Source organism: Yoonia sp. (assembly GCF_036007805.1).
Taxonomy (GTDB): Bacteria; Pseudomonadota; Alphaproteobacteria; order Rhodobacterales; family Rhodobacteraceae; genus Yoonia.
The window spans coordinates 1-13,530 of sequence record NZ_DASYOK010000153.1; the positions used below are offsets into that span (position 1 = coordinate 1).

The 13,530-nt window shown below is 56.2% G+C and carries 13 protein-coding genes and 3 pseudogenes; 4 read left to right on the forward strand and 12 right to left on the reverse strand.

The window, feature by feature from the left end:
* The first annotated feature begins 528 nt into the window (after positions 1-528).
* Both VGP75_RS08900 and VGP75_RS08905 read left to right on the forward strand, forming a co-directional pair.
* The gene (locus tag VGP75_RS08900) at positions 529-753 is read left to right on the forward strand and encodes a hypothetical protein (RefSeq protein ID WP_327543319.1); all 225 of its coding nucleotides are present in this window, start codon (positions 529-531) and stop codon (positions 751-753) included.
* A gap of 109 nt (positions 754-862) precedes the next feature.
* Positions 863-1,111: a hypothetical protein gene (locus VGP75_RS08905; protein WP_327543320.1), complete on the forward strand. Its 249-nt coding sequence runs from the start codon at positions 863-865 to the stop codon at positions 1,109-1,111.
* 153 nt (positions 1,112-1,264) lie between these two features.
* Here VGP75_RS08905 and VGP75_RS08910 read toward each other — a convergent pair whose 3' ends face one another.
* The 7 genes and pseudogenes from VGP75_RS08910 to VGP75_RS20695 form a co-directional block, all read right to left on the reverse strand.
* Complete coding sequence (locus VGP75_RS08910) at positions 1,265-2,284, reverse strand: DUF4236 domain-containing protein (protein ID WP_327543321.1); 1,020 nt, start codon at positions 2,282-2,284, stop codon at positions 1,265-1,267.
* Complete coding sequence (locus VGP75_RS08915; protein ID WP_327543322.1) at positions 2,285-3,487, reverse strand: GIY-YIG nuclease family protein; 1,203 nt, start codon at positions 3,485-3,487, stop codon at positions 2,285-2,287.
* Positions 3,480-5,525 (reverse strand): DEAD/DEAH box helicase, encoded by a 2,046-nt coding sequence (locus VGP75_RS08920; RefSeq protein WP_327543323.1) that lies wholly within the window; start codon positions 5,523-5,525, stop codon positions 3,480-3,482. Before VGP75_RS08920 ends, VGP75_RS08915 begins: the two co-directional genes overlap by 8 nt.
* Before the next feature lie 2 nt (positions 5,526-5,527).
* The gene (locus VGP75_RS08925; RefSeq protein WP_327543324.1) at positions 5,528-5,827 is read right to left on the reverse strand and encodes a CcdB family protein; all 300 of its coding nucleotides are present in this window, start codon (positions 5,825-5,827) and stop codon (positions 5,528-5,530) included.
* Positions 5,827-6,048, reverse strand: a complete 222-nt coding sequence (locus tag VGP75_RS08930) for a type II toxin-antitoxin system CcdA family antitoxin (protein WP_327543325.1) — start codon at positions 6,046-6,048, stop codon at positions 5,827-5,829. The genes VGP75_RS08925 and VGP75_RS08930 overlap by 1 nt, the downstream gene beginning before the upstream one ends.
* A gap of 60 nt (positions 6,049-6,108) precedes the next feature.
* Complete coding sequence (locus tag VGP75_RS08935; protein ID WP_327543326.1) at positions 6,109-6,951, reverse strand: type IIL restriction-modification enzyme MmeI; 843 nt, start codon at positions 6,949-6,951, stop codon at positions 6,109-6,111.
* 81 nt (positions 6,952-7,032) lie between these two features.
* Positions 7,033-7,266 (reverse strand): annotated as a pseudogene (locus tag VGP75_RS20695) (DNA methyltransferase); the annotation flags it as partial.
* Between VGP75_RS20695 and VGP75_RS08940 the strand changes: the two are divergent.
* Positions 7,260-8,282, forward strand: a pseudogene (locus tag VGP75_RS08940) (IS110 family RNA-guided transposase). The pseudogenes VGP75_RS20695 and VGP75_RS08940 overlap by 7 nt on opposite strands.
* A 259-nt stretch (positions 8,283-8,541) precedes the next feature.
* Here VGP75_RS08940 and VGP75_RS08945 read toward each other — a convergent pair.
* From VGP75_RS08945 to VGP75_RS08955, 3 genes and pseudogenes are all read right to left on the reverse strand, one after another.
* Positions 8,542-10,227, reverse strand: a pseudogene (locus VGP75_RS08945) (class I SAM-dependent DNA methyltransferase); the annotation flags it as partial.
* Positions 10,224-10,646, reverse strand: a complete 423-nt coding sequence (locus tag VGP75_RS08950) for a type II toxin-antitoxin system VapC family toxin (RefSeq protein WP_327543328.1) — start codon at positions 10,644-10,646, stop codon at positions 10,224-10,226. The pseudogene VGP75_RS08945 and the gene VGP75_RS08950, both read right to left, overlap by 4 nt.
* Entirely contained in the window at positions 10,643-10,897 is a 255-nt protein-coding gene (locus tag VGP75_RS08955) for a FitA-like ribbon-helix-helix domain-containing protein (RefSeq protein ID WP_327543329.1), read from the reverse strand. Before VGP75_RS08955 ends, VGP75_RS08950 begins: the two co-directional genes overlap by 4 nt.
* Before the next feature lie 395 nt (positions 10,898-11,292).
* Here VGP75_RS08955 and VGP75_RS08960 point away from each other — a divergent pair, with 395 nt between their 5' ends.
* Positions 11,293-11,793 (forward strand): transcription termination/antitermination NusG family protein, encoded by a 501-nt coding sequence (locus VGP75_RS08960; RefSeq protein ID WP_327543330.1) that lies wholly within the window; start codon positions 11,293-11,295, stop codon positions 11,791-11,793.
* 407 nt (positions 11,794-12,200) lie between these two features.
* On the opposite strand, the gene VGP75_RS20605 is transcribed toward VGP75_RS08960, so the two are convergent.
* Both VGP75_RS20605 and VGP75_RS08965 read right to left on the reverse strand, forming a co-directional pair.
* On the reverse strand, positions 12,201-12,842 hold the full coding sequence (locus tag VGP75_RS20605) for a tyrosine-type recombinase/integrase (protein WP_414727793.1): 642 nt from the start codon (positions 12,840-12,842) through the stop codon (positions 12,201-12,203).
* Between the two features lie 106 nt (positions 12,843-12,948).
* Complete coding sequence (locus tag VGP75_RS08965; RefSeq protein WP_327543331.1) at positions 12,949-13,269, reverse strand: type II toxin-antitoxin system RelE/ParE family toxin; 321 nt, start codon at positions 13,267-13,269, stop codon at positions 12,949-12,951.
* Positions 13,270-13,530 lie beyond the last annotated feature (261 nt).

The following is a 13,530-nucleotide window of genomic DNA, read 5'->3' on the forward strand; positions in this document are numbered from 1 at the left end:
CATCTGCGAAAGGTCGGCGCGAGAACCTTCACAGACCTCTTTGCCGCCATCGGCAATATCTGTGACCTGTTCACACCAGACGAATGCTGGAACTTCCTCAGAAATGCAGGCTATGCATCAACATAAAATGGAAACGCTCTAAACAGCTGGTTTTCCACACAGTTTCAATACGTTAGTGTTTCACCAAACTAATACGCTCACCAATGCCCGCGGGACCTACTGACGGGGTCAAAGCTCAGCACACAGCGTCCTGTTCGTTTCACAATCCCGCAATTTGATCTTTTACCTTCGGATCACCCAGACAAATAGGCCCCCCAACATGCGCGATGGGGGGCCTACAGTGGGTCGTTTCGTGAGTGAGTGGCTAATGCGGGACTTAGCTAGGCTGAGCCTGATGCCCGAAACACCTCAAAGCAAATGATCAATAGTTTCATTTTACTCGCAAAGGATAAATATGCTGCACCTCAACCTATCCATGGGCCCACAAGGGCTTAATCTGGGCCATGGCGTCGAAATCCTGCTGCGCCCATGACCACCGCTCTGATGATGGCCGCACGTAAGTTGGCTCAAAGCCAGCTAGAGCTGCCCGACACACTGGAGATTGAGGCTGAAGAGTTCTACACCGACGGCATCGCGATCAAAGACTGGACGGGTGCGGGAGACGAGAAGGGTGACCCTGTTCCGGTCAGTCCGGCGGGGATCAACGCACTCCTTGATATCTGGCCACTCTTTGAAGCATTCCAGACCAAATAGACAAGCCTCAAAATCCTCGCATCCGTCCTCTTTCTCCTCAATCTCCACCGCCCGGGCGAACGCGCCGGGCGTGCAGCAGAGCGCCTGACCAATCTGGAGCACACCCATCATGCACAGCACAAAATGCTGGACGCGGCCGCAGATCGCCCTCGCAGCGGTGATGACCTTCTTGACCGCCTGCGAAAAGGCGGGTTCTGATACGCCTTACAGCGCCTGTCTGCCGGTGGTGGAATACAGTCGGGCGGAACAGACGCGGGTTGCGGAAGAACTCGCTGCATTGCCTGAAGGGGCGCTGATCGTTGAGTGGCTGGCGGATTATGCGGTGTTACGGGAACAGGCAAGGACATGCGGCCCCTGACTGCAACACGGGAATAAAATCGAAAGCGCGGCCATCAAAAAAGGCGCGTTGGTGTCACGCGCCTTTACTGACGACATGTTACCCAATTGCACTCTTTCGCTGAAACTCTATCAAGATCATTCGTCAGCTAAATCATAGATGAATGATCAATGGTTATATCTTCAGCCTCTCGGCCACATCCTCAAAGTCTGGATCAGCGGCAAACAGACGTCCGAATTCACGCCGTGCCTGGGCTTTATGGCCGAGCTGTTCATAGAGGACTGCGCGGTCGTAACGGATCTGGTGCATCAGCGCTTCCGGGCGGTCTTTGCGACGGCGGTTTGCCAGCGTCAGCACATCGATGGCCGCATCTGGTAAGTTCATCGCCGCCAGCGCCTTCCCGCGATAGAGCAGGATCGTCGTGTCAACCGGCGTTTCGTTTTGCACGCTCACCGTATCACGCACGATACGTTCCATCATTGCAAGATCATCCGGCGTATCAAGCGCAAGCTCGGCAAACGAAAGCAGAATGATCGGATCCGTCGGGTCGATCTCCATTAACCTCTCGAGATGCGCCATTGCGTCGCCATGTCGGCCTTCAAGCTGGGCAATTTCCACCAGTGCCAACTGCGTGCCACGCTCACGCGGAAACACATGGGCGAATACGTCAGGGGTGATCGGCAAGCTGACCTGAGCTGCAATACCATATTTGGCAAAGAGCGCACCAAGTGCGTTTCGACCTGCCAGCGCAACTTCAAAATGTGCTCTGGCGCGGTCGAATTCTTCCCGCCGCAGACGGATCATTCCGGCCATCCAAGACGCATCAGGCAGATCCTGAGACTCTTCCAACGCATCCAAGGCGCCATCTTGATCGCCCTCATTCAGCGCCCGAATGCCATCAACAAAATGGCGTTCATCAGCCGGGGTGATCAGTCGCTGAAAAAAGCCAAGCTTCAAACGATCGCGCTCCGCCACTTCAGAACCAGGCGCAGCACTACTCCGTCCAGCACGCTTGCGGTCATGAATCGTGTAGAACAGCCCAGTCCCCGTAAGTCCGGCAGTCGCCCGATTCCCACGCGGGCTGATGGTATATTTCACACCAGGTGGGCCGAACGAAAGCGATCCCATCGATTTCGACAGGTTCAGCGTCACACCGGGAGCAAGGCGGACGCGCCGCCAGAAACGAAAAGCCAACTATGCTCCCCCTGATCGGCGGATGAATTTCGCCTGAGCCGGATCATAGGCAAAACTGGCAATCGTGCCGTCCTTGATCTTTTTGACAGCGTCATTGATCGCGAAGAGCGGCACCAGAAACCATTCTTTCGGGGTTACAGGCCGCCCGAAGCGGTCCATGATCTCGATATCAAGCCGCGCTGGCTCAAAAATGCGATGGATCAAGTTTTCGAGGCGGGTGCGGTTTATGTTGTAGAGTTCATAGGTCGCGACGATTTCGACATTGGCCATCAGGAATGTCGGCTGCAACTGCGCCCCAGCAATGCGCTTTTCCACGCTCATATTGGTCACACCGATCTTGTGAACCAGGTCGCGGTTCTCGGCCACCAGCGGGTGATCGGATTTGCTGCGCAGGACATAGATGGTTCCGCTGGCCTCATCGCCGTCCATCGTCCGGTCTGAGAAGAGCGGCCCTGCATGCGGCTCAGATATGCGCCGCCCGGCATCGCCATCTGCGTTCAGGGCCCGCTGCAGTGACCGCATCAGCATATTGCTTTCGGTCCCATTGTCGAAGATCACCCGGAGTCGCGCATCTGTGCGTCCTTGATCCGTGAGTGTCATTTCCCCCATTTCGGCGACATAGGCTTTCTGGCCACCTACGATGAAAAAGCGGCCAGGTTCGATTTCCGATTTCAGCTCGAATTTCCGTGCCTCGCGCAAACCGCTGTCGAGTTCCTTTTGCACCTGCTCGAACAGCGGCTTGAAACGCGCGAAATCCTCGCAGCGGTTGCGGGCCGCGATCTCTTCCGCAGCCTTCTTTTCTGCCGTTGACCGGACATGCTTCAGTTCTGTGATCGCAGGCGTTTCAACCTCGATCCCTAGCGCGTCAAGGAGCGCGTTGTCGTCAAGTTCTTCCGTGTTACCTGGCAGCGCAAGTGATGCGCCACTCAGCAGTCCCTGATGATCTATGGGCTCAATCAGATCACGGCATTCCTGTGACTCGCTGATCCGATCGAGACGCACTGCATACAGGCGCTCGAAGATATCCTTTTCCCCGCCATGCTGTGGGCGGCGACCGTGCGCCTCGACAAAACGCTGGATCTCTTCAAAACCCGCGATGATCCGCTCTTCACGCGGGGTGCGGGAGACGTGCTTCTTGGTGTCGACCTCGACGCCCAGCTCGGCCAGCAATGCGTCATCTTCATCTGTGAAGCCGTTAGCCATTGGCGGCCTCCTGCTTCATGCGCACAAGATAGGCCACGCCTTCAGCCATTTTCTTCTCCCACGGGTCAACCGATGTAATCGACGGCAGGCGCCCTCGTTCCTGCTTGAAAGCGGCGGCACGTTTGGCCAGCGCACGCGCCTCTTCCGGGGTGAGCTGCACTTTCTTCGCCGAAATCACCGCTGCAACTTGCCTGAGGCTTTCCTCACTCATGGTTTTGGCCAGGATCGCATAGGCTTCCCCGAACGGGTTGATCCGGTCGATCAGATCGATATCAAGCTCGCGCACATCCATGGCGAATTTGCGCACCCCATCGATCAGCGCTGTATTGGCGGACACTTCACCGTCATCACCGCTTGTCAGCGCGATTTGCTTGGCCTTTTGCGTCAGGTTAAGCGCGGCTACTGCATGCTGGCGCACGGCCTCCTGATCTTCCGTATCCAGTTCCGGGAACCTGGCACCGACAATCTTGCCCATGCGCACTTGGGTCAGCTCTTCGGGGACCAGTTCTTCATCAAACAGCCCACGCTCGATCGTGGTCTTGTCCTGCACAAAAGCGGTAATCACTTCGTTCAGGTCTTCCTGACAAATGCGCTTGGCCTCTTTGCTCTTGGGTTCGACCAGGCCCTTGATCTCGATCTGGAACTGACCGCTGGCCTCGTTGAAGCCGACGTTCTCCTTGTTCGGATCATAGCCGCCCTCACCGTAATCGAACCCTGCGACAGGGCCACTTTTCACAGTCTTGGGCGTGAAGTTAAAACGCGGGGCCAGGACCTGTTCCATCAGCAGGCTCGCGGCGATGGCCTTCAGTGTATCGTTCACAGCCTCGGTCACCGCTTCAGCAGCCGCGTCGGGCTCGGCAATCAGGTTGGTGAAGCGCGCGCGCGTTTTGCCCTCGGCATCGCGGGTGGCGCGCCCGATGATCTGCACGATCTCGGTCAGGCTGGCGCGATAGCCGACCGTCAGGGCGTGTTCGCACCAGATCCAGTCGAACCCTTCCTTCGCCATCCCCAGAGCGATGATGATGTCGACATGGTCGCGGTTGTTCTTCTGCGTGGAGTCTTTCAGCGCGGCGGAAACCTTGTCGCGCTTGGCCGGTTCATCATCCACCAGATCGGCTATGCGTAGCACGCGCCCCTCGGGCGTCTTGAGCAACTGAAACCCGGTAGCGGGGTCGCTGCCCTGCCAATCGCCAAGCGCATCGATAATATGCTCAACCTCGCGGTGCTTGTCCTTCGTGCTTTCCCGCGAATTCACGTTCGGGATGTGCAGGATCGTTTTCTCGGATGGGTCCAGTACCTTGAGGATGTCGTCGGCATAGGAGCCAGAATAGAAGAAATACCCGATGTCGAGCGTCTTGAGGTATTTATAGCCGTTCAGCTGCTCGTAATAGGTGTAGGTGACCGTATCGAACTTTGCCTCATCCTCGGGTGACAGAACAGCTTCGGCATCACCACGGAAATACGATCCGGTCATGGCGACCAGATGCACCTTGTCGCGCGCGACAAGCGCGCCCAGATGCGTGCCCAGCTTGTTGTCGGGGTTGGCCGAGACGTGGTGGAACTCATCCACCGCGATCAGGCGATCATCAAACGCCTCGATGCCGAACTTGTCCACGGCAAAACGGAACGTGGCATGAGTGCAGACCAGCACCTTTTCGTCGCTCGCCAAAAACCTGCCCACGGCCCCGACCTTGCCGTCATCCCCACCGGGGGCGTTGCACAGGTTCCATTGCGGCTGGACGGTCCAGTCCGCCCAGAAGCCATACTTGCTCAGCGGCTCGTCGTTGAAGCTGGACCCGATGGATTTTTCCGGCACCACGACGATGGCCTGACGCAGGCCCTGATTATCCAGCTTGTCGAGGGCAATGAACATCAGCGCGCGGCTTTTGCCTGACGCCGGGGGCGACTTGATCAGCAGGTATTGCTCGCCCCGCTTTTCATAGGCACGTTCCTGCATCGCGCGCATGCCCAACTCGTTCGACTTGGTCGAGCTGCCATTGGCGGCGTATTTGACGGAGACGGAGGGAACCTGAGCCATGATCAAAACCCGTGAAACAACATGTCGAGCGCGCTGGTGATCGCGTCGAACCTGTCAGACAAATCCCCCAAAGGGGCCTTCAGAATGCCGATCGGGACGGCGGCGATGTATTGCGTCATCATCAGGTATGGCGCACCGTCGATCTGGAACATCGGGTTCAGGCGGCTGGCGGCGATGGGGGCTCTGTCTTGCGGCAAAAGCGGCACCACCGCGCGCACGTTGAGCCCTTCCAGCAGGTCGTTCTGCACATCGAGAAGATAGCCATTGCCCCCAGGGTCGGCGAACAGGTCGTATTGCGCCATCAGAACTGCCTGTATTTTTCAAGCGGCAGGCCGTGCTTTTCCACCCACTCGTTCGAGCTTTGGATCGCCGCGCGGTTTTCTTCCAGCCAAGCGGCCGCCTTGCGCGCACGCACCGCGTCGCGCAGGCTGGCCTCGAAGGTGGCGGACAGGTTGATATTCAACGCGCGGGCTTCATCCAGAAGCACCGGGTCAATGGTCAGGTTGGTAGCGCGTTTGGCCATGTGTCCCTCCTGTGGGTGGATCATGCGCATTCATAGCACACATTCGGGCTATGGCAAAGCTTAGGCGCTCACCTTCGTCGTCATCTTCGTGTACATCTCGAACAGCTTTTCCAGCCGTTCGGTGTCGTTGCGGAAGCGGCGGCCGATGTAGATGCGTTCCAGCACCTCGTCGTTGTGGTCATGCGCCGCGCGGAGGTTGGCGGGCATTTTTTCAGGGTCGTAGAGATCGGCGATGGTGGCGGGAAAATGGGCCTCGCGGGCCAGAAGGATGCCTTCCGCTGCCGCTGTCAGATCGGCGCGGTTCTTTTCGGTCAGTTTGGGGACGGGGAAGGTGTTGTAGCAAATGGCAGACGAATACCTTATATCCGTCTTAAGTCGGCCAGCCAAAACCTTAACCCACGCCATATGTATTTGACTTAGAAGTATTGCCAAGTTCCAAAGAGGCGCATCATATATCGCCTGCGCTGAATCTGACACAATAGTATCAAACGGTAGTAGCCCAACTGGGATGTACCGCCTGTTTTCCGACGATACACGCGGAACGATAATCACACTATTCTCCGCTGTGTGAGTGTATCGGAACTTGTGTGGGTGTTTCGAGAGAGTTTTCGCAACTTGACCGCCGCTCTGTCGCGCAGCGGCGACTGCATCAAATCTTTCTTTAAGTTCTGGTATTCTCGCGGCGTCTTCTGCATCACTGTCCGAAACCCAGATGCAGTATCGTTGCTCTCCACTGATATAATCCCTTGAGCCATATAACTTTTTTATAAACCTATTCGCTTCTGGATAAGCATTGATGAGCTTATCACGCTCAATTTTATCAATGAGTAGGTTCCCGCCGTCATATGGGCTATTGCCTGTCAGCATTGGTGTCAGCCCTGAAATCGAGGTGAGAGACTGCATTACCACTTGCTCAGTATTTGGTATCAGGTACGGCCCAATACTTTCCACACGCTGAGCCAAACCTTCTTCGAAAAGAGTTTTTGGAAGGCGCGACCGTTGCTGAAGACCAAGAATCGAACAAATCACTGCTGCGTTATTCGCCGCATTATTGCTCCATCTTATGTTCTTATGTGCAAAATTTATCTCGATACCTTTTGAGAAAACAATGGGCCAAAGTTGATGGTGTGGATGCCGCCACCTGAAGGCATCACAATGTGCCAAGTGTCGTCGAAAGACGCCACGGAAGCATAGAAACTGGAGGCATCCACATGACACACGCTACCATTATCGGCATTGATCTTGCAAAGAACGTTTTCCATCTGCACGGGACACTTAACGACGGGACAGTGGTTTTCCGCAAAAAGCTGTCCAGGGGTCAGGTTTTGCCCTTCCTGTCTGAACAACCGAACTGCCTAGTTGCAATGGAGGCCTGCGCAACGGCGCATGACTGGGCACGAGAGATCGGCAAGTTGGGCCATGGTACGCGACTTATTCCCCCGCAATACGTAAAACCGTATGTCAAACGTCAGAAGAACGACACGGCAGATGCGGAAGCAATCACGGAAGCGGTTTCACGCAGGAACATGAGATTTGTCGAGGTCAAGTCGGAGGAGTAGCAGGTCAGCGCTATGGCCTATCGCACCCGTCAAATGTTCATCGGACAACGCACCCAGACGGTTAATGCTCTTCGGTCGCACCTCTCGGAGCACGGGCACATTGCCCCAAAAAGTAAAACAGGGATCAAGAAACTGATGGCTATGATCGAAGACGATACGGCCCTCATTTCGGAAAAGGTCAGAGATATTGCCCGCGTATACGTTGATCATATCGAGCAGCTGACAGCAAAGATATCTGATGCGACCGAGGCGATGAAGGCAGCGGCAAAAGTCTCTGAGACCGCAAAGCGGTTGCAGACCATGCCTGGTATCGGGGTGCAAACCGCGATGGCGATCGAAGCGTTTGCGCCTGACATGACGTGCTTCAAACGAGGGCGGGACTTTTCGGCTTGGTTGGGCTTGGTGCCCAAGCAACATTCTACCGGTGGCAAGAGCCGTCTCGGCAGGGTCTCAAAAATGGGACAGGCGGACATCCGGAGCCAACTCATCCGAGGAGCCATGTCGGTGATAACTGCGGCAACACGTTTTGGGATAAAAAAGGGGGCCTGGCTGGAACGCCTGCTTGGGCGCAAACCCAAACTTGTGGCCGCGGTCACGCTTGCCAACAGAATGGCGCGGGCAGTCTGGGCAATGTTGACGCGCAATGAAGGATATCGGAATCCCGAGGCGGCTTAATGCGAAACGCGAATTGGCGGTCAAGGTGAGAGACGTGTGAGGAGGTCAACGAACTATGGGAGATTGATCGGACAGATCCGGACCGGGAAAACCATTCGTCACCAACAAGCGAAATAGCTTTGAAAGTTGATTTGGACCAGGTTCGCGCATCACCATACCGGCCCGCGGCCATGAAAAGCGCCGCATACAGAGGCCTGATACATGACCGCACCCGATCACACGCTCATACGTTCAAAAAAACCACTTGCACAGGCGGCATCCATACATGGTGAACTTGTGCTCCTTGATTTAACGAGTTGGTTGTAACAAAGGCTGCTTTGCACGGCTGGATATTAATAAATTTCACTGCTTTAATTATCCAGCCCGAAACATAGTCCAACTCACCGATCTTCCCTTTGGTATCAAATACAGAAGTCAGTTCAGCTTTTTGTTCGGGTGTCTGACCTTTGCCTCCGAGATACGGCGGGTTCCCGCAGATATAGGTCTCGCCGCCCTCATTCGCGAAATCGATCTGCGCCTGATCCAGTGGTGACATGAACAGATCATCGGCCTGAAACTTCACCCCCGTCCCCGTGGGCGGGCAGACCGACAGCCAGTCCAGCCGCAGCGCGTTGCCGCAGGTGATCCAGTTCTGCGCGTCCAGCGGCAGGAATTCGGCCAGCGCCTCTTTCTGGCCGCGGTAGGTCACGTCGCACTGGTATTCCGCGATGATCAGCGCCAGACGCGCGATTTCTGCCGAAAAATCCCGCAGCTCGATCCCGCGATAGTTGGTCAGGGGAATGTCGGTGCGGCGCAGCGGCTCACCCCGGCGTTTGTTGATCTCATATTCCAGCGCGCGCATTTCCTTGTAGGCGATGACCAAAAAGTTGCCGGACCCGCAGGCGGGATCGAACACGCGGATCTTGGCCATGCGCGCGCGCAGATTGGCCAGCTTGCGCGCGTTGTCGCCCGCCGCCTCCAGCTCTGCCCGCAGATCATCAAGGAAGAGCGGGTTCAGCACCTTCAGGATGTTCGGCACGGAGGTGTAGTGCATCCCGAGGACCGAGCGTTCCTCTTCATCCGCGACGGCCTGGATCATCGACCCGAAGATGTCTGGGTTGATCTGCGTCCAGTCGAGGCTGCCGATATGGGACAGGTAGCGCTGCGCGATCTTGGAAAAGCGCGGCACATCGGTGCTGCCCGAGAAGAGTCCGCCGTTCACGTAGGGAAAGGCATCGGCCCAACGGGGCAGCTTCGCCTCGGCCCGTTTCGGGATGGCGGTGTTCATCGCACGGAAAATCTCGCCGATGATTTCATGCGTGTTCGACCCGTCGCGGTTGGCCATCTGGTCGATGGTGGCGGTGAACAGGTTGTCGCTGACGAAAATGTCGGTGTCTTCGGCGAAGAAGCAGAAGATCAGCCGCGCCATGAAGTGGTTCATGTCATGCCGCTTCTCGGCGCTGCCCCAGTCGGGGTTGTCCTTGATCAGCTCGACATAGAGCCGGTTGAGGCGGCTGGTCGCACGAATATCAAATGCGCTCTCGCGGATCTGCTTGACCGTGGAGATGCCGGCGAGCGGCAGGAAGAAACCGAAATGGTCGGGGAAATCGACGTAACGGCAGGCGATGGTCTCGCCGGTGTTGATGTCCTCAGCCTCAAGGTCGATACCATCGGTGGCAAGGATGAACTTCGCCTTGGCGCGGGTCGTGGCGGGGCTGTTGCGTAAGGCGTGCAGGGTCGCGGCGATATCGCCCGGGGCGCAAGTCGCCAGATGGATGTTGTTGGTCTGCAGGACGCCGCCCCAAGGGCCATCAAAGTCGGACTTGTTGGACGCGCCGGTGCGCAGCCGCTTGATCGTCGTCTCCTTGTTGCCGAAGGCCATGAGGAAGGCATAGGGGAACTCTGCCGCGTCATAGGGCTGCTCGGCGAGTTCGGTAACGGCTTGTTCGATTTCAACGGCGTTCATGAGGTAGTCCAAGGGTTGATCAGGTCGATCTCGCAGCCTTTGAGATCAGGCGTGTTGCGCATGAAAATTCGCGCGCCATGGGCCCGCGCAAAGGCCGCGATATAGCAATCAGCCTGCGAAATCGGCTTGCCAGCGCTGCGACGGCTGGCTGCGATATCTGCGTAGGCACGGGCGGCAGCACTGTCGAAAGGCAGGATGCGTCCGGCCATATCATCGCGTAGGATGCGGTCAATCGCATGCGCCAGCCCATCCCGGCGCTTGCCATTGGTCATGATGGCCACGCCACAGCGCAACTCTGCCTCGGAGATCGCTGTCAGATAGATGCTGAGCCCGTCCCGCGCGCCCAACCATGCCTCGACTGCCGGTTCAGGGGTCAGGCACAACAGTTCGGAAATAACATTGGTATCAACGATGATCATTTCGAGGGGGGATCAAAAGCACGTGGCTCTCGCATCGGCTCACGCCGTGGCAGGTCCAGATCGGCACGGCCCATTGGGGCAACGCGCGCGCGGATCGCCGCAGCCAGATTGTGCGCGGGCTTCCCCTCCCCCACGGCCTGGCGCAGGATATGACGCGCCTCTTCTTCCATGGATCGCCCAAGTTCGGCCGCACGGATGCGCAAGCGGCGCTTGATCGAAGCGTCCAGATTCCTGATTGTGATGCTGGCCATGGCGTCCTCCCAATGTAACACCATGGTAATCAGCGATTGCAGTGCTATCAAGTCACGCGTCGCTCGGAGAGCTTATTTTACAGACACCTGACAACGCACAAGAAATCAGATCAACGGCGCAGTGCTCTTGCATGCCCAAAGGACGATCAACCCTCTACGGTCTGATTTTACTCAGCTTCACTCGCGCGACACCTTTTGTTGATAAAGCGCCGATGGGCAGGATGCTTTATCAATAGTTCCGTACTTTTTTGGCGGACCACTTAGCAACTACCATCTCATCTGTACTGCGCGCTCATCCAAAGATACGCAATGCAACCCCCATGCATATTGGCGCATAGGCGGAAAAGGCCCCACATAAGGTGTGGGGTAGCATAGTGGTTAGAGGCTCATCAAAAATGGGACAATCTCGATGGTTTTTGGCACAGGCCAAGTCAAACAGCGTTCAGATCGCCCAGAGAAATCTGCAGATAAAAAACTTCGAAACCTTTCTGCCGCTCGAGGAAGAGCCACACCAGTACTACGGTGCGACGTTGGCATCCACGCGCCCTCTTTTTCCAGACCACCTTTTTGTGGCACTTGATATGTCTCAGGACTTCTGGGGCCAAATCCACTCCACCTTTGGCCTCGCACACATTATGAAAATCGGTAAATCACCCGCTGTTGTGCCAACTCTGCTTGTCACCGAGCTGATGCAACGATGCGACAGGAAGGGCCTGATGCGGCCCGTCAAACCACAGAGACCTGTTGATCACGTTACGACTACAAGAATGCCCTTTGCAAATTTCATGGCAGAGGTCGAAAGCACCGCACGTGACCGCCGAGTCTGTCTCCTCAAGAACAGAATAACGGCGCCCCTCCCCATCGTTGCGCCCAGCGACCACCTGCACTTGGTCTAGACCATCAGGCAATTGCCCCAGTCAAATGAGACGAACCAACAGATCGATAGGTCCTCTGCGTTTCGCGAACGAAATGAACCAGTGTCGTTTGGTAAAGGGTCAGCAATACGATTGATCGACCGCAGCGGATCCTGTCCACACTTGGTGAAGCGGCTAAGTGTCGATGCCTTTTACTTCGCGTGGGAACCTCCTCTGATATTCCGCGACGGCCAGTAGGAACTTCAGGGAGAGCTTGTCGGATTATCGGCGTTGGCCAAGCTTTGCACAGTCGGTAAGTTTCTGGCGTGATCAACTGTTGTCCATCTCGCCCCGTGCGTCGAAACTGGTCATTCAGTTCTCTGATGCGCTGAGTGCGATCTTTTTTGTTCATTTTTTGTTCTCTTCTATAGCCAAAGCTATTTGCATCGCTACCGTTCATGGCGCGTTCTCCTGTTCAATATGTTGAGGGTGGTGGTTGGTCGGGAAAGCTCAGGCGAGGGTAATGAGCTTGCGTTGTGCGTCACGGTTCCCGCGATGTAACGCTCTGTCCTGGTGAGGGCCTGATGTCCGGCCAGCTCTTGTATGTCGCGCAGTGAGCCACCTGTCTTGGCCAGCAAGCGCGCCGATCTCGTTATGAACGTACGGCGTCGAGAGTGTGACAAACAGCCATCCAGCCCGATCTGGGCATAGGTGTCGCGAAACCAGTTTACGACGCTCCGCGCCGTCATGTGGCATTGCCGCTCTGAACAGATGACCGGCCCCTCTGTTATGAACCCAGCTTCTGCATGCAGTATTGCCAGCGTTGCCGCTAAGTCTGGGTGCATTGGAATCCTGCGGGCGCGTCCCTGTTTGGCAATGTGGCATGATACGTTCACGGTCGGGCCAAGCTTACTAGCACTCGTCAAAATCATGGGCCAACTCAGTCCCGCGATTTCACAGGCCCGCAGGCCCGCCTTAAAGCTTAGAAGCACCATGGTGCGGTTTCTGATTGGATGTCTTATGTTTTGGACATGCATGAGGACCCGGCGCAATTCGGCCGGCTCAAGCACCTTCGCAGGCTGCTTGTTCATGTGTTACCTCTGTGTTTAAACTTGCGTGCAATAATGCACGCGTTATGAATTATTTGCTACAATTTTTGCAAAATAGCACAAAAAGTAGCAAATGTGAAGAGCAGCGTTAAAATTGGCTATGGATGGCCAGTATCAGGTCAAATGTTGTCCTGGGTCCATTCGACCATGCAAAATGTGCAGCACAAGAATTCCTGATAACCGTTGGCTTGTAGTAAATTGCGTGCGACACACATTCATAGCTCCGCAAGCCGTTCCTGACGAAGTTGTAGTCAGCGCCAATGCTTGGGTTGTCGGCAGCAGCTGTTATCTTCGCATTGATCGTTTCCGCATATCGCTCCGCTTGGGCGTGGCCGAAGTGTTCGATGCCAAAAAGGTAGATGTCGATCAAGTCGCGTTCGGCGTCGAGCGTGAGTTTAATTTTCCTCACACAGCAAGCCCTTTTGTCGTGCTTCTTCACGCGCTGCCTGTAGCACTTCGCCTACCGATCGTTCGCTAAAGCGCCCCGCCGAAAACCTGAATCGCGGGGATTGAACGAACCCGCGGGTTCGTTTTGCGCTATGGGGATTGTGTTGCTGGCTCAGCTCCGGGGTGGTGTTTGCGACGGCGGGCAGACCGATGAATGGCGGCGCGCGGATGACAATTTGGCCGATGGCTGGTCTTCAGGGGTTGCGAAACCGGTGTGGTTTGC